The following is a 26,108-nucleotide window of genomic DNA, read 5'->3' on the forward strand; positions in this document are numbered from 1 at the left end:
GATCATGCAAGCTCGGCGCGGGGGTGAGTGTGACGGAAATCGGCGGCCGGGTGGGTGGTGACCGGTGGATGCTGGGGGTATGGCATTTCCTGGGGCCGAGTTGCTGGAGGACGCGGACTTCTCGCCGGTGACGCGAGGACAGATCGCGCGCGGGGTCGGTGAGTTGGGTGTAGGGCCGGGGGACGTCCTGATGGTGAACGTGCGACTGTCGGCGCTGGGGTGGGTGGTCGGCGGGATCGACACCGTCGTCCGGGCGCTGCGGGACGTGGTCGGCGCCGAGGGGACGTTGGTGGCGTTCTGTGGGTGGGACGACAGCCCGTACCACGTGGCGTTCTGGCCGCGGCGCTGGCAGACGGCGTACGGCGAACTGCCCGGGTTCGACCCCGCGGTCTCGTCGGCGCGGCGGGACTTCGGGCGGTTCCCGGAGCGGCTCAGGACCTGGCCGGGCGCGATCAGGAGTCCGCACCCGGAAGTGAGCTTTGCGGCGCTCGGTGCGCGGGCCGGCGAGTTGATCGTGGACGTGGAGGATCCGTGGGGAGCGGACGGGACGTTGGGGCGGCTCGTGGCGGTCGGGGGGAAGGTGTTGATGCTGGGGGCGCCGTTGAAGACGTTGACCTTGTGCCATCACGCGGAGGCGATCGCGGACGTCGCGGGGAAGCGGTACCACAGCTATCGGATGCCGGTTCGGGCCGGTGCGGGCGAGGTTTGGCGCGACTACACAACGCTCGACACCTTCTACGGGGCTTTGCCGTACGGGGCGGGGAGCGCGGTGGGGAACCTCGCGCAGCAGGCTGTTGCTGCGGGCGCCGGCGTGCAGGGGCGCATCGGTGCGGCGGGCGTCTGGGTGTTCGACGCCCGCCGGACTGTCGTGGCGGTGCGAGGGTGGATCGAGGGGAACTTCTCAGACCGGCGGTAGGTCGTTCGCGAGTTTGATGAGGCGATCCAGGACTGCGCCGCCGGACGCGCGGGCTCCGTCGTGTTCGTACTCGTTGGTGATCCAGGTGGTGACGTTGCCTACGCGGGAGGCTGTTTCTATGGAGAGGTTGGCGTCGACGTACATGTCGTCGTGGTAGATGGCGGCGGCGACGGGGACGCGGTTGGTGGCGAGGACCGCGGGGTCGTAGAGCGGGGTCCAGTCGGTGGCGGCGGCGAGGAGGTTGGCGGCTTCGGCGAAGGGGCGGAGGCCGCCCAGGTCTTCGACCATCCAGGGGTAGATCATCTCGCCGGTGAAGAGGAACGGCTCGGCGGCGGGGGCGAACTCGGCCGGCATCACGCGGGACGCCGCCCAGTTGGTCGGGCGATCGTCCTGGCCGTAGAGGGATTCGTGCAGGACCACGAACAGCGGGCTGAGGGTGTGATCCGTGCGCGCCATCGCGCCGTACAGGAAAGCGTCGGAGAGTTCGTCGCCGTCCCAGGCCTCGTCGATCAGCCAGTGCAGGGACTCGGCGGACTCGCTCATGCCGAGGCCGAAGCCGAGGGTCTGGAAGCGGTCGACGGTCAGGCGGTCGCCGTTGGGGAGGCGGACGTCGTTGGCGGTCACGTGGTCCGCGATGCGGCGGACCTTCGCGACGTCCTCGGGGAAGAGGCGGTAGTAGCGCAGCGTCTTGGCCTTGGCGCGCGGATACGTGCGCGTGTAGATGTCGTCCGCGGTCGCCTCGATGCCGGCCAGGCCGCCGGTGACGTAGCAGGCCTTCAGGCCCGCGGGCGCCTTCGACAGATAGGTCAGCGTGATGAACCCGCCGTACGACTGGCCCAGTGTCGACCACGGCTTGCCAGGGCTGAGCTGCCCGCGGATGAACTCGGCGTCCGCCACGATCGAGTCCGCGCGAAAGTGCTTCAAGTACGCCGCCAACTCGGCAGGCTCCATCGACAACGCCGTACGACGGGTGACCGGCGTGCTGCGACCGGTCCCGCGCTGGTCGAGCAGTAGCACCCGGAACTCACGCGTCGCACGCTCGAGCCAGCCACTGCCGCTCGTCGGCCGCGGTGACGCGCCGCCCGGCCCGCCCTGCAGGAACACCAGCCAGGGCAGGTCGTCGCCCACCTTTGTCGGCGCGACGGCTTCGCGCGCGAACACCTCGATCGTCGAACCGTCCGGCCGCTCGTGGTCGAGCGGCACGGTGAAGGTGTGATCGGTCAGCACAAGTCCCGGGATTCTGGCCACCCGCCCATTGTCCCGGATCAGCGCACGAAGGCCGGATCGTTTTCCACAGCCTGATCGACGACGCCGAGCGCGGTCTGCACCCGGAAGACGTGATCGAGCGCGTCCTGGCCGGCGAGAACTCGCCGTACGGACTCGAGATGGGCGGTCCGGTACGCCGCTGTCGTGAGTGCCGCGACCAGCCGCGGCTGCCGGACTCCGGTGGCCTCCATCGCCATCGCGATCGCGTCCTCGAGTTGCTCGGCCATCTCGCGCGCGCGAGCCTGCAGCGGTCGGGACTCCGCGACGATCCGGAAGAACAGCGCCTGGTGCGGCCGGACCAGGAACGGCGGCGACTCCTGCGAGGCCAGGAAGAGCGCCCGGTCGGCGATCGCGCGCACGGGCGACACGCCTGGTGGGCGATCGAGTACGGCGCTGACCAGCTGGGCCTCGGTCTCCGGGTACTGGTCGAAGAACAGGTCCTCCTTGCGCGGGAAGTGCGCGAACACGGTCGGCCGCGCGACGTCGGCGGCCTCGGCGACCTCCGACACCGACACTCGGTCGAACCCGCGCTCGACGAACAGCGCGGTCGCGACGTCCGAAATGTGCTGACGGAGCGCGGCCTTCTTTCGTTCCCGACGACCTTCCACGGGAAAAATCATACCCAACTCAAACTCATACCGAGTATGGTTATGAGATCGACGCGACGAGGAGGAGCAGGTGTACTACCTGGAGGAGTCGGTCGAGGTGTTCGAGCAGCTCGAGACGGCGGCGGAGTTCTGGTGGGGTGCTGCCGAGGAAGAGGGCTTTCCACAGGCGGACGCAACTCACCACCGAACGGAACTGAGCCGGGCTACGGTAGGCGGGTGCGCGTAGCTACCTGGAATGTGAACTCGGTCAAGCAGCGGATGCCGCGGTTGCTCGACTGGCTGGACGAGCGGGAGCCGGACGTCGTCTGCCTGCAGGAGACCAAGCTGGCCGACGACGCGTTCACCGCCTTGCTGGGCAAGGAGTTGGCGGGGCGTGGGTACGAGGCTGCCCTGTACGGCGAAGTGCAGTGGAACGGTGTCGCCCTGTTGTCGAAGGTCGGGATCGAGGACGTGGTGACCGGCGTGGCCGGGGCGCCGGGGTTCCCGAATCCGGAGGCCCGGGCGGTCGCGGCGACGTGCGGCGGGATCCGGATCCACTCGCTGTACGTGCCGAATGGGCGCGAGCCCGACTCGGACCACTACGTCTACAAACTGGCGTGGTTGAAGGCGCTCAGGGACGTGGTCGCGGCCGGACCGGCCGAGCAGATCGTGTGCGGTGACATGAACATCGCGCCGGCGGACGCGGACCTGTTCGACCCGGCGGCGTTCGTCGGCTCGACGCACGTGACCGTGCCGGAGCGGGAGGCGCTGGCCTCGCTGCTCGCGACCGGGCTGCACGACGTCGTACGGGATCGCTGGCCGACCGAGCGCGTCTTCAGCTACTGGGATTACCGCGCCGGCATGTTCCACCAGGACCTGGGGATGCGGATCGACCTGATGCTCGCGTCGGATCCGGTCGCCGAGCGGGTGAAGGCGGCCTGGATCGATCGGAAGGCACGCAAGGGGACCGGGCCGAGCGACCACGCGCCGGTGATCATCGACCTGGACGTCGCGCCGGACGGCGACATCGGTCCCGTCGTACCGCCGCCGTCGAACCCGCGCGGCGCTCGCAAACGGACCACCAAGCTGCCGCAGAACCGCTGATGCGCAGAGCTCTGCTGCTCGTCGTACTGCTGCTGATCACGGCTGCCTGCAGTGACGACAAGCCGCAGGCTCAGCCGGTGGCCTGGTCGCAGGTGAAGCTGCCGGCCGAGCCGGTCGTGCTCACCGGGCACGGCGACCAACTGCTGGTCGGACTGCGCGACCGGAACGCCAAGGTGGTGCCGCGGCTGGTGCTGGTCGAGGGGGACACGCAGCAGGAGGTCAAGCTGTCGCCCAACGCGAGCAGCCCGTACGCCGCCCTGGCGATCTGGAAGTCCATCGCGTACGACGGCCGCCGCGTGCTCGCGCTCGGCGGAGCGGCGGGCGGCGCGCACTCCAACGTGCGCTGGACAGTGTGGACCGGGACGACCACCGAGGTGCAGGAGCTGCCGCAGGAGTTCAACACCTTCGGCGGGCCGGACGCGGGCACGTTGTACTCGGCCGTGATCGCGCCCGCCGGGCAGGCGTTGCTCGGAGCGTGGGCCTCCAGGACGTCAGGACTGGACGCGGCGGTCTGGCTGCCGACGGGGACCAAGTGGATCCGGCAGGACTCGGCGGGCACTGTCCTGCGCAGTACGCCGGGGCTGCTGCCTGGACCGGGAGACGCGACTGTTCTCGGCGACTCGATCGTGCAGACCGGGTCGCAGGTGCGGCTCGCGCCGAACGTCGTACGGCAGGAGGCCGCGGTGTGGAAGTCGCAGCGGCTGAACGACGGGTGGTCGGGCTTCGCGCTGCCGGAGGGCGGCGAACGCAGCCACGGGCAGCGGGTGACCTGCGGCGAAAAGCTCTGCACGGTGACCGGTTGGGTCGAGGGCAAGCTGGCGATGTGGCAGTTCGACCCGGCGAAGCCGGACAGCGCGCGGCGGCTGAAAGGTCTGCCGGACGTCGCTGTCGGTGACAAGACGCCGCTGCCGCCACCGATCCTGGACGGCGACCAGCTCCTCCAAGTAGTTGCTGACGGCAATCAGGTGAAGGTGCTGCGCGGCGCGGACGGCGCCTGGACTGTCAAGACCTCGGACGGTCCGACGGGTGACGTCACCGACGCGCGGCTGGTCGGCCGCACGCTCTACCTGATCGCCGGCAGCACGCTCTGGAAGTCAGCCGCCGAGTAGACCGCGGACGTACGCCGCCTGGCCGGCGTGCTGGAGGTCGTCGGACAGGACGCTGTTCAGCCGGACGCCGAGCGTGACCGGCGGGTCCCAGCGCTTGTCGACAACGCGCTCGAGCTCGTCGTCGGTCACGGTCTCCAGGTACTGGACCGAGCGGGCGTGCACGGCGTCGTAGTACCCGGTCAGTTGCGACGCCGACAGCTTGACCGCGGCAACGTCCTCGGGAGTGTGGCCGTAGCCGGTGTCGGACGGGTCGAACGGCAGGCCGAGGCGGTCGTGCCAGCCGTCGGCGGTGATGAGCTGTTCGTAGCCGCCGGCATCGGCCAGGTGATCGTCCTGGATCCGGGTCAGGTGCCAGACCAGCCAGGCGATCGAGTTCCCCGCGTCGTTCGGGCGGGTGCTCAGGACGTCGTCCGACAGCCCCTCGACGGTCTCGTGCACGACCTCCTGGATCCGGCCGAACGCGTCGATGAGAAGTGCGCTGGTGTTCATCTTCTTCCCTCCATCACACGGACTTCTGTCACCGTACTCCGGCCTGTGGACGGTCTCGCGCACCGGCGGCTGAAACGTTCTACTGTGAGCGGTACCAGACCCTGAAGGAGCAGCTGTGGAATACCGCACCCTCGGTGCGAGCGGCACCGTCGTCTCGACGTACGCGCTCGGCACCATGACGTTCGGGAACGAGACCGACGAGGCCGGCGCGCACCAGCAGCTCGACCGGTACGTCGAGGCCGGCGGCACGCTGATCGACACCGCGGACGTGTACTCCGCGGGCGTGTCGGAGCAGATCGTCGGCACCTGGCTGGCCAAGAGCTCCGCCCGCGACAACGTCGTCCTGGCCACGAAGGGCCGGTTCCCGACCGGCGACGGGCAGAACGACGTCGGCACCTCCCGCCGGCACCTGCGGCGCGCGCTCGACGAGTCGCTGCAGCGGCTCGGCGTCGACCACATCGACCTGTACCAGCTGCACGCGTGGGACCCGATCACCCCGCTGCAGGAGACGCTCAGCTTCCTGGAGGACGCCGTCCGGGCCGGCAAGATCGCGTACGGCGGTCTGTCGAACTTCACCGGCTGGCAGCTGCAGAAGGCGTGCGACCTGATCGACCGGCAGGGCTGGTCGCCGCTGGTCACGCTCCAGCCGCAGTACAACCTGCTGGTCCGCGAGATCGAGTGGGAGATCGTGCCGGCCGCGCAGGAGAACGGGCTCGGCCTGCTGCCGTGGTCGCCGCTCGGTGGAGGCTGGCTGACCGGCAAGTACTCGTTCGACGAGGCGCCGACGGGCTCGACCCGGCTCGGGGAGAACCCGGAGCGTGGCGTCGAGGCGTGGGCTCGGCGGAGCAAGAACGAGCGGGTTCGCGCGGTGGTCGACGCGGTGCGGGCGATCGCCGAGGCGCGCGGGATCTCGATGGCGCAGATCGCGCTGGCCTGGCTGGTGGACCGGCCGGCGATCACGTCGGTGATCCTCGGGGCGCGGACGCTCGAGCAGCTGGACGACAACCTGGCGGCGGCGGACCTGCACCTGACCGAGGAGGAGCGCAAGCAGCTCGACGAGGCGAGCGACCCGGGCGCGGCGGACTACCCGTACGGCGTACCGGGCGTGCAGCAGCGCGACCGGCCGATCGCGGGCGGCCGCGGCTGAGTAGGCAGCTGGCGGCGGGAGCACGCGCGCCTCGACTCAAGTCGTTGAGGCGAGGCTTGTCGCTGGAGGCTCAGAGCTGGGTGTGCTCAGGTCGGTAGGACGTCCGACCAGAGCACGCCCAGGGCCAGGCAGGCGAGCGTGATCAGGCCGAAGACGCCGACCCAGAGGATGGCCGGTACGCCGGTGATGCGGCGCAGCTGGTCGGCGTCGGAGTTGCGGCCGGCGCCGTGGCGGCGGGAGCGCTGCAGCTCGAGTACGGCGCGCGGCGCGGCGAGCAGCAGGAACCAGGTGAGCAGGTACGCGAACGCCGACTGCACCTGCTCGGAGCCCCACCACGACACGCCGAACACGACAGCGCCGAAGACGAGCACGGACCAGAGCCCGAAGAGATTGCGGATCTGGAGCAGCAGGATGACCAGCGCGAGCAGGAGTCCCCACAGCAGCCCCACGGCGTACCCGCGACTCAGGACGAACGCGGCGGCAAGGCCGAACAACGCGGGACCCGGGTAGCCGACGAGCAGTACGGCGACCATGCCGAGGCCGTCCGGCTTGCCGCGCGAGACGGTGACGCCGGACGTGTCCGAGTGCAGGCGGATCCCCGCGAGCTGGCGGCCGGCCAGCAGCGCGATCAGCCCGTGCGCGCCCTCGTGCGCGATCGTCACGACCTGGCGGGTGTGCCGCCAGACCGGTCGCCACGCGATCAGCAGCAGCGCCGCGACGCCGGTGCCGATCACGACCTGGATCGACGGATCGGCCTGCACGGACGTGATGTTGTCCCAAACGTCAATCACCGGGACATCCTGACAGGCGGGTGGTTGACCCGGCGATGGGGTGTGAATGGGGGGAGGTATGTGCGGGCGCTGATGCGGCGACGGGCGTGGGTGGGGGGAGGTATGTGCGGGCGCCGCCGCGGGGGTTGAGGTGGGCGGCTAGGTGCGGTGGTTTGGGGTTTTGGACTCGGCGCTGGGGAGTGTTTTTGGGCAGCTGGGTGGGGGTTCGGCGACTACTTGTTGTCTTGGCGGTGGGGACTGCGTTGTTCAAATGCTTCGCTCGGCGAGCTGCTCGACCGAGCGCAGGATTCCGCGAGTTGCGAGCGCGTGGGCGCCGGAGCTGATCACGAGCAGGCGGTAGATCCGCCCGTGCGGGCCGGGGAAGGCGGCGAATGTCAGGGCGCTCAGCTTGGTCGCGGCTGGCCCGGCCTCGGCGGTGCTCGCGGATTCTTCGTCGGCGAGCTCGAAGCGCAGCAAGTAGGTGGAGAAGTGGTGGCGGCCGACCAGGTCAAGTCGTTGCTTCTCGACACTTTCCGTGATCTCGAAGCCGCCGCGTGGTTTCGTGCCGAGGATCAGCGCCAGCGGGTTGTGTGGGCCGATCAGCAGGTCGCCGGTGGCGTGTTCGTTGAGGGCTTGCCAGACCACGTGCCGTGGGTACGGGATGGTTCGCGAGTGTTCGTCGACGAAGGGTGGCTCCACCCTCGGCACGCTACTGCCAGGGGATGTGGACGGTCACGCGTTCGCGGAGTTGCTCGCTGATCAGCCAGAGCTCGTTGGTGGCCGGCCAGTGGGACAGGTTCTCGGTGTTCTTCGGGGCCTTGGTCCAGACCGAAGTGGACGCTCCGGCCGTGCCGCGGTGCAGGCAGCTCGGGTAGTCGACGCCGTCGCCGATGTTGTCGGCGTACTCGGGACAGACCCCGGTGATCACGAAGCTGTTGCCCGACGACACCGCGCCCTGCATGCCCCAGACGGGAGAGGCGAGCGCCTCGGAAGCCTGTACGACGCCCGCCGCGTTCGACTTCGGCAGACCCGTCGCCGGGTCGTGCGGCCAGCGAACGATCCGGCCGCCGCCGCGCGTGGTGTGCTCGACGCTGACGAAGGATCCGGTGTGATCGAGGGCGAGGCTGGAGAAGCACGGTCGGTTGCCGGTCGACGCGGCACAGCCACCGCCTCCGGCGTACCAGTAGGCCCCGATCTGCGGCAGCGCGAAGGCGTGCCAGCGCGCGTGGTACTTGCCGTCGGCACCTAGTCCGACGACCTCGCTGGTGGTGTCGGTGCGCCAGACATGCCGCAGGTCGAAGACGCGCAGCACGGATCCGCTGGTCGCGACGACGAGATAGTTGCCCGACCAGTACAGGCCGTGGCCGTGCCCGGTGATCGCGGCGAAGTTGGTGTCGGAGGTCGGCTCGACGAGCAGGACGTGCCGGTACTTGTTGGTCGCGACGTCCAGGAACGACACCCGGATCGCGGTGTCGTCCGCGTTGTGCCACGTCGCCGCGATCACCCGCCGCGCGCCGCCGCTCCGCTGCGCGTCGCCCGAGCCGGTGACGCCCTGCGGGATCCAGACGTTCTCGTCGTCGTCCTCACCGTCCTGCCAGCAGAAACCTTGCGGGTTCAGCGCGGCGTTCAGGTACGTCGTGTGGCAGAGCGCGCGCCCGGTCCGGTTCGATGCGGCGAGCACCTCCGGTACGCCGACCGGCGCGAGCTGCGGCTTCGTCTCCAGCGCGGCGATCCGCGCGCCGTACGTCGCGAAGGTGCTGCCCTGCACGAGCTGGAACCCGGACGCGTCGATCCTTGGGAAGGTGGCGGCGGCCTGGGCGGCCTGGGCGGCCTGCGCAGCCGGGGGTGCGCCGAGCAGGCCGGTGACGAGGGCGATCGTGACCAACAAACGACTGATCCGCATGCTGTCGATGCTGACCGGGTTCGCGAGGGTTGGCCACCAGGACAACGCACCAGCACAACGCACCGGGCCAACGTTCTGGGACGACTCGTCGGGAGCCGAGGCGTTGACACGGAAGTACCGGCGGCGGACGGTGGACAGATCGCGACGCCCAGGGGAGGGGCGCGCCCGTTGGGGGATGTCATGACCGAACCGCGCAAGACCGTCACCAAGAAGCCGACGACCCGGCAGCGAACCACCGGGAAGGCCGTTGCCCGGAAGGCAAGTCGAGCCCCGAAGGCCGAGCAGGCGGCCGCCGTACCCTTGCCGCAGTTCCTCACCGGAGCCGGCACTCTGACGCTCGCCCAGCGCAAGCTGCTGGTCGACCAGTCGCTGCTGCTGCTCGGCGAGAACTACGTGCACCTGCCGCTGAAGGCCGCGATGCACGCGGTCAACCCGCTGCAGCGGCTGCGCGTGCTGCGGGCCCGGATGGAACGCCAGACCGACGCGACGATGGAGGCCGAGTGGATCTTCCACCGGCAGATGTCGAGCATCTTCCACTCGGTCCGCGACCTGCACACCAACTACCTGCTGCCGGCGCCGTTCGCGGGCAAGGTCGCGTACCTGCCGTTCATGATCGAGAAGTGCTTCGACACGGTGGGCGAGCACTACCTGATCACGCGGATGGTCACCGGCTACAGTGCGCCGCAGTTCGGGCCGGGGGCGGAGGTGACGCACTGGAACGGTACGCCGATCGCGCGGGCTGCCGCGCTGAACGGCGCTGTGTTCGCGGGGAGCAACGATGCGGCGAATCTCGCGCGCGGGCTGGAGTCGCTGACGCTGCGGCCGCTGGTGATCCAGGCGCCACCGGACGAGGACTGGGTCACGCTGACCTACACCGGTCTGGACGGGTCGGCGCAGGAGCTGCGCGAGCAGTGGAAGGTGACGACGAACTTGCCGCCGATGACGGACCTCGACGCGATCACCGAGGCGTCGGCGTCGATGGGGCTCGACCTGGATTCCGACGAGAAGTCGCGGGCGAAGAAGGTCTTGTACGTACGGGATGTGGTTGATCTCGAGCGGGGGGAGAGCTCCGCTGCGCTGGCGGCGCCGGTTGCGGTGGGGGCGGCGGATCTGCCGACGACGATGCCTGGGGTGTTCCGGGCTCGGGCGGTGACGACGTCGCACGGGACGTACGGGCATCTGCGGATCTTCACGTTCAGCGTGACGGATCCGGTGGGGTTCCGGGACGAGTTCGTCCGGCTGGCTGCTGCGCTGCCGCAGGATGGCCTGATCGTCGACGTACGGGACAACGGTGGGGGGCACATCTACGCGAGCGAGTTCACGTTGCAGACGATGACGCCGCGGCGGATCGCGCCGGAGCCGGTGCAGTTCATCAGTACGGCGCTGAACCTGCGGATCTGCCGGCGGCACAAGGACAATCCCTCGGGGATCGATCTTGGACCGTGGTTCGACTCGTTGGATCTGGCGACGGAGACCGGTGCGGCGTACTCGGCGGCGAAGCCGATCACGCCGGACGACGGGGCGAACGAGGTCGGGCAGACGTACTACGGGCCGGTGGTGCTGGTGACGGATGCTCGGTGCTACTCGGCGACGGACATCTTCGCGGCGGGGTTCGCGGATCATCAGGTCGGGATGATTCTGGGGGTCGACGACAACACCGGTGCTGGTGGGGCGAACGTGTGGACGCACGGGTTGCTGGCGACGCTGCTGAACGAGCCGCCGCCGGCCGATCCGACTTCGCCGTACGTCGCGCTGCCGAACGGGGCGAACCTGCGGGTGGCGATCCGGCGGACGCTGCGGGTGGGGGAGCTGTCGGGGACGCCTGTTGAGGATGTGGGCGTGCGGCCGGATGCGATCCATCGGATGACTCGGGCTGATCTGTTGTCGGGCAATGCTGATCTGCTGGAGGCGGCGGGGGCGATGCTGGCGGGGATGCCTCGACGGCGGCTCTCGGTCAGTACGTCGATGACTGGTACGACGTTGACTGTTGGGTTGGAGGTGGAGGGGATCGATCGGGTCGACCTGTACCTCGACGACCGGCCGATCAGCTCGGAGGACCTGGTGGGCGTGCCGATCGCGATCGAGATCGTCGAGGTGTCGGTCGGTCAGTTGCTGCGGGCTGATGCGTTCTCTGGTGGTCAGCTGGTCGCTTCCCGAAGGGTGTCCGTCTGACTTGCTGTGGGCGGCGATGCGGCCGGCGAGGCTGCCAAGGGTCGGCCGCCGCTGCGGCCGGAAAGAGATGTTGAGTGAGCCTGGCCGAGAGTTTCCGGTGGGTGCGCGAGGGCGCGCACCCACCGGTGACCTCAGAGGTCGGCGTCTGCGGGGGTGTTGGCGGTGGCCAGTTGTTCGTCGGCTCGGACCAGGTAGGGGGCGTGTTCGATGACGAGGCGGGCGGCGGTGGCGCCGATGTCGAACCAGAGGCCTGTGAGTTGCAGGCGGCCTGCTTCTTCGGCTTTGCGGACTGAGGCGAAGGTGCGGAGGTTCTCGAGTTGGACAGCGACGTTGGCGACGGACAGCTTGTCGGCGGGGGTTAGTTTGACGCCGGTGGCTGGGTCGACGATGTCGGGGAGGGCGACGGCTCGGCGTACTGACGGCTCCAGGTGGCGCAGCCAGGTGCGGAGGCCGGAGCCGTCGTCGGCGGTGCTGTCCAGCGCGGCGCCGGCGGCGCCGCAGTGGGAGTGGCCGCAGACGACGATCGAGGTGACGCCGAGGACGTCGACGGCGTACTCGACGGCGGCGTCGACGGAGTTGCTGTTCGATCCGTACGGCGGGACCAGGTTGCCCACGTTGCGGACGCAGAACTGCTCGCCGGGACCTGACGTGGTGATCAGGTTCGGCACGATCCGGGAGTCCGCGCAGGTGATGAACAGCTGCGTCGGTTTCTGCCCGTCGGCGGCGAGTTTCGCCATCATCGGCCGGATCAGGTCGGCCGACTCCTCGAACTCGCGGATCCCGTCCAGCATCGAGACGCGCTGGTCCGGCGCGGGCACGACCTGCTCGTGCTGCCACGGCAGCCGGCGCTTCGCATCGCCCTGCAGCGCCGCCCGGAACGCCGAGCGGTTGAGCTCGACCGTCCCGCCGCGCGCGACGTGCCCGCGGCTCCAGTCCTCGATCGCCTCGTACGCCGCGTGGTCCAGGTGATCGACCTGGAGCTTCACCCGTACGTCGGCGCCGGCCGGGATCGTCCGCAACGTCCGGACCAGTGACGAGACGCCGAGAAACACCAACGTGCCTTGGATCCGCACGGTCCAGACGCCGTTCTCCTCGGTCGCCGTGACTGTTGCCCTGGCCAACCGATACAGCACCCGCCCGAGCGCGAGCACCAGCCCGGCCAGCACCCCTTCGGCCAGGCCGAGCGCCGCCACGCCGGCCGCGGTCACGACGTACACGAGCAGTTCGTCGTGACGTCGCAGGGTGCGGATGTGGGCGAGCTGGACCAGCCGGAGCCCGGTGACGAGCAGCACGCCCGCGAGAGCGGCCATCGGGATGAGCTCCAGCATGGCGCCGGCCGCGAGCACGAAGACCGCGATCCACAGGCCGTGCATGATCGCCGAGGCCCGGGACTTCGCGCCGGCCGCGACGTTGGTCGAGCTGCGGACGATGACGCCGGTGACCGGCATCCCGCCGAGTGCGCCGGAGACTGCGTTCGCGGCGCCCTGGCCGATCAGCTCGCGGTCCAGGTTGCTGCGCTTGCCGCGGTGAAGCTTGTCCACGGCAACGGCTGAGAGCAACGACTCGACACTGGCGACCAGGGCAACGGTCAGCACCGCGGTCCCGATGTCGAGCACGCTGCCGGACGGCATCGCCGGGAGGATCAGCTCCTGCAGCGGGTTGTCCGGCAGGTCGACGCGGGTGACGTCGACCATGAACAGAGCGGCCAGCGCGGTGACGACGACGACCGCGACCAGCGGAGCCGGAACGATCTTCACCTTCGGGATCCGCGGCCAGGCGAGCAGGATGACCACTGTCAGCACACCGACGAGGACCGACCCGGCGTGGTGTGCGAGCAGTTGGTCGGGAAGCCCGGCCAGGTTGGCGATCAGCGAGCTCTGCGCCCGTCCACCGAGAACGACGTGGAGCTGCTGGACGGCGATCGTGACGCCGATGCCCGCGAGCATGCCGTGCACGACGGCGGGAGAAAGAGACAGTGCGAGCCGGCCGATGCGGGTGACACCGAGCAGGATCTGCACCAGGCCGGCCGCGCAGGTGATGCCCGCGGTGGCGGCCCAGCCGTACTGGCTGACCAGTCCGGCGACGACAACGGTGAGGCCTGCGGCCGGGCCGCTGACCTGGAGAGGGGAGCCGCCGAGTGCACCGGCGACCACGCCACCGACGACGGCGGCCACGAGGCCCGCGATCAGCGGCGCCCCGGATGCTGCGGCAATCCCCAAGGACAAAGGGATTGCGATCAGGAAGACCACCAGCGAGGCCGGTAGGTCATGACGGACGATGGACCTCCACGCAACCTGTTCGACAGCAGGCTCGCGCGAAGGCGGGGAATGGGATTTGGACTGCGTTCTGGACATGGTCGGCACGGGTCCCTCCGGCGTCGGTGCGAGTGCATCAGGCGTCGAAACAAAGAGTGTCGATCTCGTTACTCATAGTACCCAGCCGTTCAAGAGCCGACGACCCTCGATTTGTTGCCCTGGGCTCAGATCGCCCGGAGTAGTGGTGAAATCGTTGCCTAAGGCAGCGTTGTGACCCGGCGCTCGGCATCCACGTCGGCCCTGAGCACGACACCGTGGCCGGGGGCATCGGTCGCGGCGATCCGGCCGTCGACGATCGGCGGCAAGCCGTCCACCAGTTCGGCGTACCAGGTCCGCAGGAAGGCGCGGACGGTCTCCTGGATCAGGCCGTTCGGCACCGACTGGGTCAGGTGTACGCACGCGGCCAGCGTCGCCGGGCCGGTGCAGTCGTGCGGAGCGACCGGTACGCCGTACGTGTCGGCGAGTGCCGCGACCTTGCGCGCTTCGGTGAGTCCGCCGGTCCACTGGACGTCGACGGTGACGACGTCGACCGCGCCTCGTTCGAGCAACGGGAGAAAGCCGCGGCGGCCGACGAGCGTCTCGCCGGTCGCGATCGGTACGTCGACATCGCGCCTCAGTGAAGCCAGGGCGTCGACGGCGTCGGGACGCATCGGGTCCTCGACCCAGTACGGCCGGTACTCGGTCAGCGCCTGCAGGATGGTCGTCGCACCGCGCCGGTTCCACAGCCCGTGCAGCTCGACCATCAGCTTCATGTCGAAGCCGACCTCCGCGCGAATGGCCTCCAGAACGGCCAGCCCTCGGCTCAGCTCGGCGGGCGAGATGTCCGTCCCGCCGGTCGCCTCGGCCGCGCGGTCGAACGGCCAGACCTTCATCCCGGTGATGCCCTCGTCCCACAGGTCGCGGGCCAGCGCGGCCGGACGGTTGAGGAAGGCATCGAGATCGTCCCAGCGGTCCGGAGTCGTTGCCGGCACCCCCCAGTTGTCCGATCGTTGCCTCGTACTCGTACTGATGTAGCCCGGTCCCGCGCAGGTGTTGTACGTCGGCAACGACTCCTGCACCGGCCCGCCGAACAGCCGGACCAGCGGCAGCCCGGCCTGCCGGCCGACCAGATCCCAGAGCGCCAGATCGACCGCGCCGTTCCCGCGCGTCTCGACTCCGGCCCCGGCAAAGCCCGTGTACGACGCGAGCGCGCGGGCCATCGACTCCGGCGTCGGGTCCGCGGCACGGAGCAGGACCTCGGCGGCCGACTCGTGCAGGTACGACTCGACCGTCCGGCCGCCGAAGAACGCCTCGCCCAGACCGGTCCGCCCGTCGTCGGTGTGCAGCAGCACGAACACGATGTTCGGCTGGATGCTCGGCCTGACCGTCTCGACCGCGGTGATCCTCATCCCCGGCGTCCTTCCCGTCGACTACCGCAATCCTGTCAGCTGAACAGCACTCGGCGGGCGTGATCCGTGTCGAGGAACTCGCGCACCGCCACGATCCGGCCGTCCCGCACGGTGAAGACGCCGCCGCACCGGTTGTCGTACGCGGCGCCGGACAGGGCGGTCGCCTGGGCGGTCCACTCGGCGAAGACCTGCTCGCCGTCGGCCAGGAGGTTGGTCAGCTCGATCACCACCGGTTGGTCAGCCCGGAACAGCTTGCCGGCCGCGGAGCCCAGGAAGTCGTCGATCACCGAGTCCCGGCCGCGCCAGGTCCCCGACAGCGGCAGGTCGCCGGGGTACGTCCACTCGACGTCGGGGGAGAAGCTCGTCCGGATCGTTGCCAGGTCACCCGCCGCCACCGCCTCGACGTACCGGGTCACCACGGTCTTCGGGTCCTTGCTGGTCATCTCTGGTCTCCTTGTCGTCAGTACGGCATTGCCGCGGATGCGGCGGTCGCGCAGTTTCCCGAGTACGGCGTCCGTGGTGGTCCAGTCGGCGATCCGCCCGAGTTCGGGGTGCAGGCGACCGGCGGCGACGAGCCGGACGAGCGTCGCCAGGTCGGGGCCGTCCGGGATTCCGAGGTCGTAATGGAAGTGGCGGATCACGGCCGCCTCGGGCGCGGTGAAGAAGTCGAAGAAGTTCAACTCGACCGGTTGCCGGCTGGCCTGGCCGAACCAGATCAGGGTGCCGCCGGGGCAGAGCTTCGAAAGGGCGACCGGCAGGCTCGTGCCACCGACCGACTCCAGCACGAGGTCGAACGGACCGCGAGCGTCGGCGACGTCGTACACGAGTTCCATCGCGCCGAGCTCGAGCAGTCGCGCGCCGCGTTCGGGGGAGCCCACCACTGCGGTGAGCTCCGCTCCGGCGGACGCGGCGAGCTCGGTGAAGTAGTGCCCGACCCCGCCGGACGCGCCGGTGAGGAGGATCCGCCGGCCGATGACGGCGCCCGCCGTACGGAGCAGTCTGAGAGCGGTCAGCCCGGCGAGTGGCAGGGCTGCCGCCTGCTCGTACGAGATCTCATCAGGCAGTACGGCGACCTGCGCGGTCCGCGCGACAGCACGCTCGGCCCAGCCCGAGTGCGGCAGGTGCGCCACCACTCGCGTGCCGACCGGTGGACCATCGGGCGTCGACCGGATCACCTCGCCGGCGATGTCCTTGCCCGGACGCCACCCGGGCCGGGGCTTCTCCAGTTGGAACGTCTCACCCCGGTTGATCGAGAACGCGGCGACCTCGATGAGTAGCTCGTTCGGCGCCGGTTCGATCTCGTCCACCTCGGCCAGTTCGACCTGCCCCGGGCCTGCCGGTACCACTGCCTTCACGGCTCTTCTCCTTCGTCGATAGACTCGCCAACGAAGCTACGGACCGGATCGCGGCTCGTGGAAGACAGCACTTCCTACTGCTCTAGGCACCGAATGGATACCGACCAGGTCAGCGGCAGGTGGGACGCCAATAAGGGTGCCTGCCCGACCCGTCAGGTGCTCGGCCGGATCGGCGACACCTGGACGATGCTCGTCATCACCACGCTGGAACGCGAGGGCACGCTGCGGTCCGGCCAGCTGAAGGCGGCCATCGAGGGGATCACCCAGAAGATGCTCACCCAGACGCTTCGGCACCTCGAACGCGATGGGGTCGTCCACCGTGACGTAATTCCTACGGTGCCCGTCACCGTGACGTATACGCTGACTCCGCTGGGCCGGAGCCTGGGCATCGCGGTCGCCACGATGCGTTCCTGGGCCTACGACCACATGGACGAGATCGTTGCCGCGCGCAACGAGTACGACGCGCGCGACTGAACCCCGGAGGAAGAACCAGTGGATCTGCAACTGTCGGGCAAGACCGCGGTCGTCACCGGGGCGAGCAAGGGCATCGGGCTGGCCTGCGCGGAGGCGCTGGCCTGGGAGGGTGTGCAGGTCACCGGTATCTCCCGTGATCCCGGGAACCTCGCGAAGGCGCAGGCCGAGCTGAAGGCGAAGGGCCTCGAGTACGCCGTCGAGGCCGTCGACCTGACCGATGCCGAGGCGACCAACGCGGTGTTCGCGCGGATCGGCGTCCCGGACATCCTGATCAACTGCGCGGGGGCTGCTCGCCGTACGCCGGTCGACGAGCTCGACAGCGTCACGCTGCACGCGGCGATGGAGGCCAAGTACTTCACGTACATGCACGCCACCGAGGCGGTGATCCGCGGGATGGCCGAGCGCGGCAGCGGTTCGGTCGTGAACGTGGTCGGCCAGGGCGGCCGGCAGGCGAACCCGCTGCACATCGGCGGCGGCGCGGCCAACGCGGCGCTCATGCTCGCGTCGGTCGGCTACGCGAAGGCGTACGCCGGGCAAGGCGTCCGGGTGAACGTGATCAACCCCGGTCTAACGCGCACCGGCCGCGTCGACGAGGGCCTCGAGGCCGCCGTACGGGCGTCCGGTCGGCCCAAGGACGAGCTCCTGTCCGAGATGGTCGCCGAGATCCCCCTCGGCCGCGCCGGCGAACCGTCCGAGGTCGCGAATCTGGCCGTCTTCCTGTCCTCCCCTCGCGCCAGCTACGTGACGGGCGCGGTCATCCCGATGGACGGCGGCGTCACGTCGGCGATCTGAACCAGATGAAGCTGCTGAGCATCGGCGCCCTGGCCGCTCGCTGCGGCGTCGCGACCCACGTCCTGCGGCACTGGGAAGACGTTGGCCTGCTCACCCCGGTCACCAGGGTCTCCGGCCAACGCCGGTACGACGAGTCGCACGTAGCGCGCGTGGTGGTGATCCGCCGCGGCAAAGCCGCCGGCCTGTCGCTCGCCCGCCTCCGCGAGATGCTTGACGCACCCGACGGCCCCACGCGCCGCGCCGTCCTGGCCGAGCAGCACGCCCGCCTCGACGAGCAGATCCGCCAGGCCCAGGAGTCCCAACGACTCCTCGCCCACGCCCTCGCCTGCAAGTCCCCGGACTTCACCGAGTGCCCGCACTTCCAGCAGTTGATCGACGAGTTGAGCGGCTAGGAGAACGGCGTGATCGGGCGGTCTACTGCGATGCCGTCGAGGGTGAGGTCGACTTTTTCGTTGAAGAAGGCGATGTGGTTGGCGACTGGCAACAGAGGCGCGGTGGGGAAGTTGTAGGACCAGGCCAGGTCGTCGTACAGGGCCTTGGTGGTGCGGATGGACCAGTACTGGCTGGTGTGGCCCTTGTACGGGCAGGACGTGGCGGTTTCGGTGGGCTCGAGGTGCGCGAAGGACACGGCGGTGCGGGGGAAGTAGTAGCGCGGCGGGAGGCCTGTTTCGTAGACGATGACGGTCGACGTGGAGTCGGCCAGTACTACGCCGTCGAGTGAGACCTGGACGTGGCGGCCGGACTTGAGGGCGTCGACTCGGGCGTAGGGGTTGCGCGGGTGGACGAAGACTTCCTCGTCCTCCTCGAACCAGCTGTCGACGGCGTCCCACTCGAAGCGGACCAGGCCGGCGAGCTCGCCCTCGTCGTACTGCCAGGCAGTGCCCGACCCGGCGCGCAGAACCCGCGCTTCGCCGTGGTGGAAGGTGCGCGTCTCGCCGGTGTCGGTCAGAAGGCCGTCCGCGACGTCGACGGCCGGCAGGTAGTACTGCGGGTACGGCGGGAACTCCCAGACGTAGACCGCGTTCAGGGTGTCGAGCACGAACTTGCCGTCGTGCAGCGCGCGGATCCGGCGGGAGACCGGCACGGGCCCGGTCGGGACGATCGATTCGGGGTAGCCGCTCATGCAGCCCAGTAAAGCCCGCTGGGGCCGACCCGCGAAAGGTCGGCCCCACCGGGAGCAGGGCTAGACCGTGATCCAGTCGATGTCAGCGATGTAGCCGTTCGGGTTGCTGATCTTCAGGGCGTTGGTCCCGGCGCTGAGCTTCACCGGCAGGTAGGTGACCTGCGGTGTTCCCCAGTCGTTGTCGCCGAGGCCGTGGTAGTTCACCCAGTAGGAGTCGGCGTCGTTCACCGTCAGCATGCTCTGCCGGCTGGTGTCACCGTCGGTGTAGGCGATCTTCACCAGGTACGTGCCGGTCGTCGGCACCGTGATGCCGTTCAGCGTCACCGACGCGTCGTACCCGATGTTGCCGACCTTCTTGCCGCCGGAGCACAAGGTGCAGTCGCCGGCGCTCGCGTTGCCGGTGAAGGTGCTGGTCGAGGCCTCCGCTTCGTACCGGACCGGACCACCGCCCGACTTCGCGGTCAGGATCGTCGTCGACGCACTCGCCTCCGACAACTTGTTGCCCTTCACCCCCAACACCTCGAAGGAGTAGGAGGTCTGCGGCAACAGCCCGGCGACGATGACGGAGGTCGACGAGCTGGTCGCCACCTGCTTGCCGTTGGCAAACACCTTGTACGACGAAGCGCCGGTGCTCGGCTGCCACGTCAGCGCGGCCGTCGTACGGCTCGTGTCCGTGACGGTCAGATCGGCCGGACGGCTCGGCGCCGCCGCCTGGTTCGGCGTGATCTTGTAGAGCTTCGACCCGTGCGCGGGCAGCGCGGCGCTGACCTTGCCGGAGACGTTGCGCGAGGTCTGCCCGGCCCACACGTCGCGGACCGACGCCTTGCCGGACAGCCCGAGCTGGGCGAAGTCGCCGGTCACGGTCGCGGCGGTGTCGGCCAGGTTGAACAGGCCGACCGTGACGCTGCCGTCCGGGTTCTTCGCGTACCAGGTCTGCTGCAGCTGGTCCTGGTTCAGCGGCCGGGCCGGGACGCCGGCCTGGTTGATCGCGATCACCTCGCGGTTGGTCAGCAGCTTCAGCCCGTACGGGTCGAGCTTGGTCAGGTCGTCGCCGATGAACAGCGGTGCGGCGTTCATCGCCCAGAACGTCATGGAGCTCTGCCGCTCGACCTCGGTGATGCCGTCCATCTCGCCGTTGCCGACGTTGATCGCGTCCAGGTTGTTCCAGTGCCCCGGCCCGGCGTCGTCGACCCACTGCGGCAGGTCCCACCAGCGGCCGACCAGCGAACCGTTCCAGCGCACGATCGTGTCGCAGTAGCACTCGACGTCGGTGTCGATCCGCCAGCCGTTCGAGTTCGCCTTCCACGTCTCGGCGTACCGGTGGCTGAGCGACCACGACAGCGTGTACATCATCGGGCGGCCGGCGTTCTGGACCGCGCGCCACCAGGCCTCGACGTCCTCGGTGTTGTTGTGGTTCGGGTCGTCCGGCGCGCCCTTCCAGGAGCCGGGACCGACGCCGTCCATCTTGATGAAGTCGACGCCCCAGTCGGCGAACAGGTTCGCGATCGAGTCGGCGTACTTCTGCGCGCACGGGCTCGAGTAGTTGATCTTGTACGCCTGGTCCCAGCCGTTTGTGGTGCGCAGGTCGGGGTAGACGATGTCGCGCGTGAAGCAGCCCGGTGCGTTGTAGATCGGGGTGTTGCCCTCGCGGTAGACGTCGAACCCGAGGCCGACCACGGTGTAGATGCCGAACTTCAGTCCGAGCCGGTGGATGTCCTGGCCGACCGCCTTCATACCGCGCGGGAAGCGGGCGAGGTTCGCGGTCGGGCGGCCGTACTCGTCGCCGCCGAGCTGCCAGCCCGCGTCGATGTTGACGTACTCGTAGCCGTACGGCTTGAGCTTGGTCGCCATCGCGTTGGCCTGGGCGAGGATGTTCTTCTCGCTGATGAAGCTGCCCGGGCCGTCGGGGTTCACGCCCGGGTAGTTGGTCGACTGCAGGCTCCAGCTGCTCCAGCCCAGGTACGGCTTGGCCGCGACCTGCGGATGCTTGGCCGGTACGGCGGCCTTGGCCTTCGGCGCCTCGATCGGCGCGATGCCCTGGAAGGCGGAGTCGGGCTCGACCAGCGCCGGCTTCGGGCCGGGCTGGGAGACCGGGGGCGTGCTCGCGTCGGCGGGAGCGATCGCTACGGCTGCCGATACCAGGGCGGCAGCCGCGGTGACCACGATCGCGGCACGGCGTTTTCGGCCGGTGGGGAGAGGCATGGGGGAGTTCCTCCGTCTCGAGGCGGGAGCGGGGCGAGTGCGGCCGAGCCTAGGATGGATAAATTTACGGGGTCAAGTAACAAGGCCCGATAATCTGCGTAGGGTTCGCCGTATGCACCTGTACGCCGAACGCCGGGGCTCCGGCGAGCCGCTGCTGCTGATCATGGGGATGGCCGGTCACCACCGGATCTGGGGCGAGCCGTTCCTGGCCGGGCTGGCGAAGCATTTCGAGGTGCTGACCTTCGACCAGCGCGGGATCGGGACGAGCGATCGCGCCGAGGGACAGTTCAGTACGGCGGACCTCGCGGACGACGCCGCGCGGGTGATGGACGAGGCTGGGTGGGCCGACGCGCACGTGTTCGGGATCTCGCTCGGCGGGATGGTCGCGCAGGAGCTGGTGCTGAATCATCGCTCGCGGGTCCGGCACCTGACCTTGGGCTGTACGTCGCCGGGCGTGGGGACCGGCGTACGCCGCGGGGACTCCGCGCGGGGCGCTGCAGGCATCGGCCCTGGGCCTGAGTTGCTGCTCGCCGCGATGCGGTCGGGGCGGGAGGCGACCGTGCTGCGGACCGGGTTCGAGGTGAACCTGTCGGCCGGGTTCGCGGCCGATCCGGCGCACTTCGCGGCGTACCAGGAAGATGCTCTGGCGGCGCGCGTCCCGGTGCCGGTGGTCGGGATGCAGTTCCAGGCGGCGTTGCAGCACGACGCGGTCGACCGATTGCCGGCGATCGACGTACCGGCGCTGGTGATCCACGGGACCGCCGACCAGATGATCCTGTCGACCGAAGGTGAGCGGTTGGCTCGGTTGATCCCCGGTGCGCGGCTGGAGCTGCTCGAAGGGGCAGGACATCTGTTCTGGCGCGAGCAACCGGAGTGTGTGATCGAACTGCTGAACAACTGAGACAAACTTAACGGTCCGCGACCGTCGTCCCACCTGGAGTAGATATCCATCTAGGAGGGGACGGATCATCAAGACTTCAAGGCGAAACGTGCTGCTCGCCGCAGCCGCTTCATTGACGCTGGTCACCGCGGGGGCGAGTGGCGCAGCAGCCCAGCAGCAGTCCGCCGAACCGCCGCTGAAGATCGTGGCCGGGAGCACCGAGGTCACGCTCGACCGGTTCCCGGACTACGGCGTCGATCTCGATCTCGGGACGCACCTGGTGGCCGGCAAGTCGGCGATCAGTCCTTCTGCCTGAACGGCGAAGGGTCGCGGACCCGGCCGGACGCGCCGGACACGTCGCCGTACCCGGACGACTGCAACGCCAACCCGTTCACGCTCGGCGCGGTCTGGGGGCTGCAGGCCGGCTGGTCGGCCAACACCTACGGGTACAACGGTGAGCCGGTCGATCTCCCGGTCGGCAAGTACACGGCCACGATCAGTGTGAACCGCGTCTACCGGGACTTCTTCAAGATCCCGGCGTACGACGCGAGCGTGGGACTGAACCTGACCGTTCGGGAGGCCGAGGACTGTGGTCACGGTGGGGCCGCGGGGTGTCGTACGGCTCCGAAGACGTTGAAGGCGCCGGAGGCGAAGCGCGCGACGGCTGTCGCGCCGAAGCCGAACGCGTCCCGGCCGACCGGCAAAGCCGGCGTACCGGCTGGTCCGAAGCCGGACCTGCGGGCTCTGCCGGCCTGGCAGATCACCGTTCAGCCGGGGGAGGAGGGGACGCCGGAGGCGAAGAAGGACTTCCTGCAGTTCTCGGCGAACGTGTGGAACGCCGGGCCGTCGACGCTCGTGCTGGACGGATTCCGCCAGCAGGGCAAGGACCTGATGGATGCGTACCAGTACTTCTACGACGCGGCCGGCAAGCAGGTCGGCTACCAGAAGACCGGCACGATGGAGTGGGACGCGCGCGACGGTCACACCCACTGGCACTTCACCGACTTCGCCCGCTACAGCCTGCTGAACGCGAAGCAGACCGAGGTCGTCCGCAGCCAGAAGGAAGCGTTCTGCCTGGCCGCGACCGACTCGATCGACTACACCGTGAAGAACGCCAACTGGCACCCGTCGAACACCGACCTGCACACCGCCTGCGGCAACCACGGCTCGCTGTCGGTCCGTGAGGTGCTCGACGTCGGCTCCGGCGACACGTACGTCCAGTCGCTGCCCGGCCAGTCCTTCGACGTGACCGACCTGCCGAACGGCACGTACTACGTGCAGGTGGTCGCCAACCCGGAGAAGCGGCTGTTCGAGTCGAACACCGCCAACAACGTCTCGCTGCGCAAGGTCGTCCTCGGCGGAACGCTGCACCACCGCACGGTCCAGGTACCGCCGGTCGGCGTGATCGACGCTCCGTAGTACAACAGAGGAAACCGCCGACCAGTCGGCAGCTGACTGGTCGGCGGTTGTCTGGAGCGCGGGGCCGCCGGCTGACATCGTCGAGTCGCGCGGGGTTGATCGTCCCCGGCGAAGCCAGGGGAGGGCGGGCCTGCCCTCCCCTGCCCCATCCTTCAGCGGTGCAGCGGCTTGCGGCGGGTTCTCGTTGTGGTGGTGTGGGGATCGGTCCGCTGGTACCTGCGGCGGGCCAGTGTGAACGGGCGGGGTTTGGAAGGGATGGCAGGTTCGGGGCGGGTGAGCTGGATCGGGAGCTGCTCCAGACCCAAGCGCACCGGGGGTTCGCGCCACGGAGAACGGGTGCCGCGGACAACGACCACCCGGAAGCGGCCGGCCCTCGCCAGCTTGATGCCGATGGCAACTGTCGCCACGGCCGGGATCAACCCGGCGAGCAGCAGGCTGGTGCGCGCGCCGAAGTGCTCGGCGATCGCACCGACGGTCGGTCCGCCGATCGCGCCGCCGCCGATGAAGACCAGGTTGTAGATCCCGGCGACCCGACCGCGCAGACCGTCCGGCGTGGTCAGCTGCACCATCGACTGCGCCGCGGTGAGGAACATCAGCGTCGCCATGCCGAGCGCGCACAGCAGCGGCAGGAAGGTCCACAGCGACGGCTGCAGCGCCGCGATGATCTCCGTCACGGCCAGGATCGCCGCGATCCCGACCAGGTTGCGCAGCCGGGTCGGCCGGATCCGCCGTGCCGAGAGCAGTGCGCCGGCCAGGGAGCCGACGGCAACGACCGAGTTCAGTACGCCGTACCCGGTGGCTCCGGTCTTGAAGACGACGTCAGCGAACGCCGTCAGCGTGACCGGCAGGCTGATCGTGAACATGCCGAAGATGCCGACCAGCACGATCGCCCAGCGCACGGCCGGCTCGTGGAACGCGTACCGGACGCCGTCGCGCAGCCCGTCGCGGATCCGCAGCGCCTGACCCGCCTTCCGGGCGGCCTGGAGCCCCGGCATCTCGCTCTCGCGCATCATCAGCAGCGCCGAGATCGAGCCGAAGAACGTGATCGAGTTCAGCGCGAAGGCCCAGCCGGCACCGATCGTGCCGAGCATCGCGCCGCCCAGCGCCGGGCCGATCAGGCCACCGAGCTGGAAGGTGGACGAGACCATGCTGATCGCGTTGCGCAGCCGCTGCTTGCCGACCAGTTCGGTGACGAACGACTGGCGGGTGGGGTTGTCGACCGCGGTCGCCAGGCCGAGCACGAGCGCGAGGGTGTAGACCTGCCAGACCTTCACGTCGCCGGTGAACGCGAGGACCGCCAGTACGGCGGCCAGGGTGCCCATCGTCGACTGGGTGACGAGCAGGATCTTGCGCTTGGGGAAGCGGTCCGCGATCACCCCGCCGTACAGGCCGAGCAGGAGGGTGGGCAGGAACTGCAGCGCGGTGGTGATGCCGACGGCGGTCGGGCTGCCGGTCAGCGTCAGGACCAGCCAGTCCTGCGCGATGCGCTGGACCCAGCCGCCGGTCGAGCTGACGAACAGGCCGCTGACCAGGAGCCGGAAGTTGCGGACCTGGAGAGCGCTGAAGGTGTCGCGGAATCCGGGGCGCCGCTGGGTCGGCGGCAGTTCACCGGGGGTGGTCCGCGGAGTGGAACGGTGGGTGTGGAAGTCGGGGACGGGGACAGAACCGGTGGCCCGGGTGGTCAAGAGTCAACCCTTTGGAAGTGGACGTGTCAGGGGAGGTCTGTTCCATCCTCACCGGTCCGGGCCGGATTCTCACAACGAATTACTCCTATTAGTCTTATTACGAGTCGCGATGAGAGGGAAATCGATGGCCTACGACCCGGACCAGCTGCGCACGTTCCTCGCGGTGGCGCAGTCGCTGAGCTTCACCCAGGCCGCCGAACGGCTCGGCATCCGCCAGCCGACGGTGAGCCAGCACATCCGCAAGCTGGAGGCGGCGGTCGGGCGGCCGCTGTTCGTGCGCGACACGCGGACCGTGACGCTGACCGCGGACGGCGAGGCGATGGCCGGGTTCGCCCGGACGATCCTGGCCGCCCACGAGGAAGCGGTCGGGTACTTCACCGGCTCGGAGCTGCGCGGCCGCCTGCGTTTCGGCGTCACCGACGACCTCGCGCTGACCCCGCTGCCGCGGATCCTGCGCGACTTCCGGCAGCTCTACCCGCGGATCGACCTGGAGCTCACCGTCGCCCAGAGCCCCAACCTGCTCCGCCGCGTCGAGTCGGGCCACCTCGACCTGGCCTACGTGAAGCACTCGGTCGGCGCCGCCTCCGAACCCAACGGTCGTCTGGTCCGGCGCGACCCGCTGGTCTGGGCCGGCATCTCCGGCACGCGGATCGCGCCCGACGGTCCCGTCCCGCTGGTCGCGTACCAGGCGCCGAGCCTGAGCCGGATGCTCGGCGTACAGACTCTGGAGAGCGTCGGCCGTCCGTACCGGGTGACCTGCATCGTCCGCGGCGTCAACGGAGTCCTCGCCGCCGTCCGCGCCGGTCTCGGTATCGCGATCTTCGCCCATTCGCTGATGCCCGCCGACCTCGTCGAGCCGCCACCGAGCGCGGGTCTGCCCGAGCTCCCGTCCATCGACCTGGTCCTCATCACCAACCCGCGCGCCGCGAAGGAACCGGCCGAAGCCCTGACCGCCGCCATCCTCGGCAGCAACGCGCCGTTGAAGCCCTCCAGCAACTGAGCCCGCCCCAGC

26 protein-coding genes are annotated in these 26,108 nt (G+C 69.4%); 13 read left to right on the forward strand and 13 right to left on the reverse strand.

What is annotated here, in order from left to right:
- The first annotated feature begins 79 nt into the window (after positions 1-79).
- Positions 80-916, forward strand: a complete 837-nt coding sequence (locus tag ACYVIO_RS20175; RefSeq protein ID WP_460652384.1) for an AAC(3) family N-acetyltransferase — start codon at positions 80-82, stop codon at positions 914-916.
- On the opposite strand, the gene ACYVIO_RS20180 is transcribed toward ACYVIO_RS20175, so the two are convergent.
- A complete protein-coding gene (locus ACYVIO_RS20180; protein WP_460652385.1) occupies positions 902-2,164 on the reverse strand; it encodes an alpha/beta fold hydrolase in 1,263 nt (420 codons plus the stop codon). The genes ACYVIO_RS20175 and ACYVIO_RS20180 overlap by 15 nt on opposite strands.
- Before the next feature lie 17 nt (positions 2,165-2,181).
- Positions 2,182-2,790, reverse strand: a complete 609-nt coding sequence (locus tag ACYVIO_RS20185; protein WP_460652386.1) for a TetR/AcrR family transcriptional regulator — start codon at positions 2,788-2,790, stop codon at positions 2,182-2,184.
- 70 nt (positions 2,791-2,860) lie between these two features.
- On the opposite strand from ACYVIO_RS20185, the gene ACYVIO_RS20190 reads away from it, so the two are divergent.
- From ACYVIO_RS20190 to ACYVIO_RS20200, 3 genes are read left to right on the forward strand one after another with little or no spacing between them, the layout of a single operon-like run.
- Positions 2,861-3,016, forward strand: coding sequence for a hypothetical protein (locus tag ACYVIO_RS20190; RefSeq protein ID WP_460652387.1), 156 nt, complete (start codon positions 2,861-2,863; stop codon positions 3,014-3,016).
- Positions 3,007-3,873: an exodeoxyribonuclease III gene (locus ACYVIO_RS20195; protein WP_460652388.1), complete on the forward strand. Its 867-nt coding sequence runs from the start codon at positions 3,007-3,009 to the stop codon at positions 3,871-3,873. The genes ACYVIO_RS20190 and ACYVIO_RS20195 overlap by 10 nt, the downstream gene beginning before the upstream one ends.
- The gene (locus ACYVIO_RS20200; RefSeq protein WP_460652389.1) at positions 3,873-4,982 is read left to right on the forward strand and encodes a hypothetical protein; all 1,110 of its coding nucleotides are present in this window, start codon (positions 3,873-3,875) and stop codon (positions 4,980-4,982) included. The genes ACYVIO_RS20195 and ACYVIO_RS20200 overlap by 1 nt, the downstream gene beginning before the upstream one ends.
- Here the strand turns inward: ACYVIO_RS20200 and ACYVIO_RS20205 are convergent.
- Positions 4,968-5,471, reverse strand: a complete 504-nt coding sequence (locus tag ACYVIO_RS20205) for a mycothiol transferase (protein WP_460652390.1) — start codon at positions 5,469-5,471, stop codon at positions 4,968-4,970. The genes ACYVIO_RS20200 and ACYVIO_RS20205 overlap by 15 nt on opposite strands.
- A 115-nt stretch (positions 5,472-5,586) precedes the next feature.
- Here ACYVIO_RS20205 and ACYVIO_RS20210 point away from each other — a divergent pair, with 115 nt between their 5' ends.
- Positions 5,587-6,618 (forward strand): aldo/keto reductase, encoded by a 1,032-nt coding sequence (locus ACYVIO_RS20210; protein WP_460652391.1) that lies wholly within the window; start codon positions 5,587-5,589, stop codon positions 6,616-6,618.
- Positions 6,619-6,704: 86 nt separating this feature from the next.
- Here ACYVIO_RS20210 and ACYVIO_RS20215 read toward each other — a convergent pair whose 3' ends face one another.
- The 3 genes from ACYVIO_RS20215 to ACYVIO_RS20225 all read right to left on the reverse strand — a co-directional run bounded on the left by ACYVIO_RS20215 (position 6,705) and on the right by ACYVIO_RS20225 (position 9,291).
- Positions 6,705-7,409 (reverse strand): M50 family metallopeptidase, encoded by a 705-nt coding sequence (locus tag ACYVIO_RS20215; protein ID WP_460652392.1) that lies wholly within the window; start codon positions 7,407-7,409, stop codon positions 6,705-6,707.
- A gap of 246 nt (positions 7,410-7,655) precedes the next feature.
- On the reverse strand, positions 7,656-8,087 hold the full coding sequence (locus ACYVIO_RS20220) for a hypothetical protein (protein WP_460652393.1): 432 nt from the start codon (positions 8,085-8,087) through the stop codon (positions 7,656-7,658).
- A 10-nt stretch (positions 8,088-8,097) separates the two neighbouring features.
- Positions 8,098-9,291 (reverse strand): hypothetical protein, encoded by a 1,194-nt coding sequence (locus ACYVIO_RS20225; protein WP_460652394.1) that lies wholly within the window; start codon positions 9,289-9,291, stop codon positions 8,098-8,100.
- Between the two features lie 180 nt (positions 9,292-9,471).
- Between ACYVIO_RS20225 and ACYVIO_RS20230 the strand changes: the two genes are divergently transcribed.
- Positions 9,472-11,463: a S41 family peptidase gene (locus tag ACYVIO_RS20230; RefSeq protein WP_460652395.1), complete on the forward strand. Its 1,992-nt coding sequence runs from the start codon at positions 9,472-9,474 to the stop codon at positions 11,461-11,463.
- A gap of 131 nt (positions 11,464-11,594) precedes the next feature.
- Here the strand turns inward: ACYVIO_RS20230 and ACYVIO_RS20235 are convergent, their stop codons facing one another.
- The 3 genes from ACYVIO_RS20235 to ACYVIO_RS20245 form a co-directional block, all read right to left on the reverse strand.
- Entirely contained in the window at positions 11,595-13,817 is a 2,223-nt protein-coding gene (locus ACYVIO_RS20235) for a bifunctional SulP family inorganic anion transporter/carbonic anhydrase (RefSeq protein ID WP_460652396.1), read from the reverse strand.
- Between the two features lie 158 nt (positions 13,818-13,975).
- Positions 13,976-15,166, reverse strand: a complete 1,191-nt coding sequence (locus ACYVIO_RS20240; protein WP_460652397.1) for a mandelate racemase/muconate lactonizing enzyme family protein — start codon at positions 15,164-15,166, stop codon at positions 13,976-13,978.
- 35 nt (positions 15,167-15,201) lie between these two features.
- Positions 15,202-16,521, reverse strand: a complete 1,320-nt coding sequence (locus ACYVIO_RS20245; protein WP_460652398.1) for a nuclear transport factor 2 family protein — start codon at positions 16,519-16,521, stop codon at positions 15,202-15,204.
- Between the two features lie 93 nt (positions 16,522-16,614).
- On the opposite strand from ACYVIO_RS20245, the gene ACYVIO_RS20250 reads away from it, so the two are divergent.
- From ACYVIO_RS20250 to ACYVIO_RS20260, 3 genes are read left to right on the forward strand one after another with little or no spacing between them, the layout of a single operon-like run.
- A complete protein-coding gene (locus ACYVIO_RS20250) occupies positions 16,615-16,995 on the forward strand; it encodes a winged helix-turn-helix transcriptional regulator (RefSeq protein ID WP_460652399.1) in 381 nt (126 codons plus the stop codon).
- Positions 16,996-17,013: 18 nt separating this feature from the next.
- Positions 17,014-17,787: an SDR family NAD(P)-dependent oxidoreductase gene (locus tag ACYVIO_RS20255; protein ID WP_460652400.1), complete on the forward strand. Its 774-nt coding sequence runs from the start codon at positions 17,014-17,016 to the stop codon at positions 17,785-17,787.
- 5 nt (positions 17,788-17,792) lie between these two features.
- Positions 17,793-18,179: a MerR family transcriptional regulator gene (locus ACYVIO_RS20260; RefSeq protein ID WP_460652401.1), complete on the forward strand. Its 387-nt coding sequence runs from the start codon at positions 17,793-17,795 to the stop codon at positions 18,177-18,179.
- Here the strand turns inward: ACYVIO_RS20260 and ACYVIO_RS20265 are convergent.
- Together ACYVIO_RS20265 and ACYVIO_RS20270 are read right to left on the reverse strand one after the other, a co-directional pair.
- A complete protein-coding gene (locus tag ACYVIO_RS20265; protein ID WP_460652402.1) occupies positions 18,176-18,910 on the reverse strand; it encodes a DUF427 domain-containing protein in 735 nt (244 codons plus the stop codon). The genes ACYVIO_RS20260 and ACYVIO_RS20265 overlap by 4 nt on opposite strands.
- A gap of 60 nt (positions 18,911-18,970) precedes the next feature.
- Positions 18,971-21,112: a fibronectin type III domain-containing protein gene (locus tag ACYVIO_RS20270; RefSeq protein WP_460652403.1), complete on the reverse strand. Its 2,142-nt coding sequence runs from the start codon at positions 21,110-21,112 to the stop codon at positions 18,971-18,973.
- Between the two features lie 112 nt (positions 21,113-21,224).
- Between ACYVIO_RS20270 and ACYVIO_RS20275 the strand changes: the two genes are divergently transcribed.
- Entirely contained in the window at positions 21,225-22,013 is a 789-nt protein-coding gene (locus ACYVIO_RS20275; protein ID WP_460652404.1) for an alpha/beta fold hydrolase, read from the forward strand.
- Between the two features lie 88 nt (positions 22,014-22,101).
- Positions 22,102-22,308 carry a hypothetical protein gene (locus ACYVIO_RS20280; protein ID WP_460652405.1) on the forward strand — a complete coding sequence of 69 codons (207 nt, stop codon included), beginning with the start codon at positions 22,102-22,104 and terminating at the stop codon, positions 22,306-22,308.
- On the opposite strand, the gene ACYVIO_RS20285 is transcribed toward ACYVIO_RS20280, so the two are convergent.
- Positions 22,292-22,432, reverse strand: a complete 141-nt coding sequence (locus tag ACYVIO_RS20285; protein WP_460652406.1) for a hypothetical protein — start codon at positions 22,430-22,432, stop codon at positions 22,292-22,294. The genes ACYVIO_RS20280 and ACYVIO_RS20285 overlap by 17 nt on opposite strands.
- Before the next feature lie 61 nt (positions 22,433-22,493).
- Here ACYVIO_RS20285 and ACYVIO_RS20290 point away from each other — a divergent pair, with 61 nt between their 5' ends.
- Positions 22,494-23,411 carry a lysyl oxidase family protein gene (locus ACYVIO_RS20290; RefSeq protein ID WP_460652407.1) on the forward strand — a complete coding sequence of 306 codons (918 nt, stop codon included), beginning with the start codon at positions 22,494-22,496 and terminating at the stop codon, positions 23,409-23,411.
- A 152-nt stretch (positions 23,412-23,563) separates the two neighbouring features.
- Here the strand turns inward: ACYVIO_RS20290 and ACYVIO_RS20295 are convergent, their stop codons facing one another.
- Entirely contained in the window at positions 23,564-25,096 is a 1,533-nt protein-coding gene (locus tag ACYVIO_RS20295) for an MFS transporter (RefSeq protein ID WP_460652408.1), read from the reverse strand.
- Between the two features lie 109 nt (positions 25,097-25,205).
- On the opposite strand from ACYVIO_RS20295, the gene ACYVIO_RS20300 reads away from it, so the two are divergent.
- Positions 25,206-26,096 carry a LysR family transcriptional regulator gene (locus ACYVIO_RS20300; protein ID WP_460652409.1) on the forward strand — a complete coding sequence of 297 codons (891 nt, stop codon included), beginning with the start codon at positions 25,206-25,208 and terminating at the stop codon, positions 26,094-26,096.
- The last annotated feature ends 12 nt before the right edge of the window (positions 26,097-26,108 follow it).

It is taken from the genome of Kribbella endophytica (genome assembly GCF_054781295.1).

What these genes read in the sequence shown, in the direction of transcription:
- ACYVIO_RS20175 (WP_460652384.1), top strand. Translation starts at nt 80, where the DNA reads ATGGCATTTCCTGGGGCCGAGTTGCTGGAGGACGCGGACTTCTCGCCG.
- ACYVIO_RS20200 (WP_460652389.1), top strand. Translation starts at nt 3,873, where the DNA reads ATGCGCAGAGCTCTGCTGCTCGTCGTACTGCTGCTGATCACGGCTGCC.
- ACYVIO_RS20205 (WP_460652390.1), bottom strand. Translation starts at nt 5,471, where the DNA reads ATGAACACCAGCGCACTTCTCATCGACGCGTTCGGCCGGATCCAGGAG.
- ACYVIO_RS20225 (WP_460652394.1), bottom strand. Translation starts at nt 9,291, where the DNA reads ATGCGGATCAGTCGTTTGTTGGTCACGATCGCCCTCGTCACCGGCCTG.
- ACYVIO_RS20230 (WP_460652395.1), top strand. Translation starts at nt 9,472, where the DNA reads ATGACCGAACCGCGCAAGACCGTCACCAAGAAGCCGACGACCCGGCAG.
- ACYVIO_RS20235 (WP_460652396.1), bottom strand. Translation starts at nt 13,817, where the DNA reads ATGTCCAGAACGCAGTCCAAATCCCATTCCCCGCCTTCGCGCGAGCCT.
- ACYVIO_RS20240 (WP_460652397.1), bottom strand. Translation starts at nt 15,166, where the DNA reads ATGAGGATCACCGCGGTCGAGACGGTCAGGCCGAGCATCCAGCCGAAC.
- ACYVIO_RS20250 (WP_460652399.1), top strand. Translation starts at nt 16,615, where the DNA reads ATGGATACCGACCAGGTCAGCGGCAGGTGGGACGCCAATAAGGGTGCC.
- ACYVIO_RS20260 (WP_460652401.1), top strand. Translation starts at nt 17,793, where the DNA reads ATGAAGCTGCTGAGCATCGGCGCCCTGGCCGCTCGCTGCGGCGTCGCG.
- ACYVIO_RS20265 (WP_460652402.1), bottom strand. Translation starts at nt 18,910, where the DNA reads ATGAGCGGCTACCCCGAATCGATCGTCCCGACCGGGCCCGTGCCGGTC.
- ACYVIO_RS20270 (WP_460652403.1), bottom strand. Translation starts at nt 21,112, where the DNA reads ATGCCTCTCCCCACCGGCCGAAAACGCCGTGCCGCGATCGTGGTCACC.
- ACYVIO_RS20275 (WP_460652404.1), top strand. Translation starts at nt 21,225, where the DNA reads ATGCACCTGTACGCCGAACGCCGGGGCTCCGGCGAGCCGCTGCTGCTG.
- ACYVIO_RS20300 (WP_460652409.1), top strand. Translation starts at nt 25,206, where the DNA reads ATGAGAGGGAAATCGATGGCCTACGACCCGGACCAGCTGCGCACGTTC.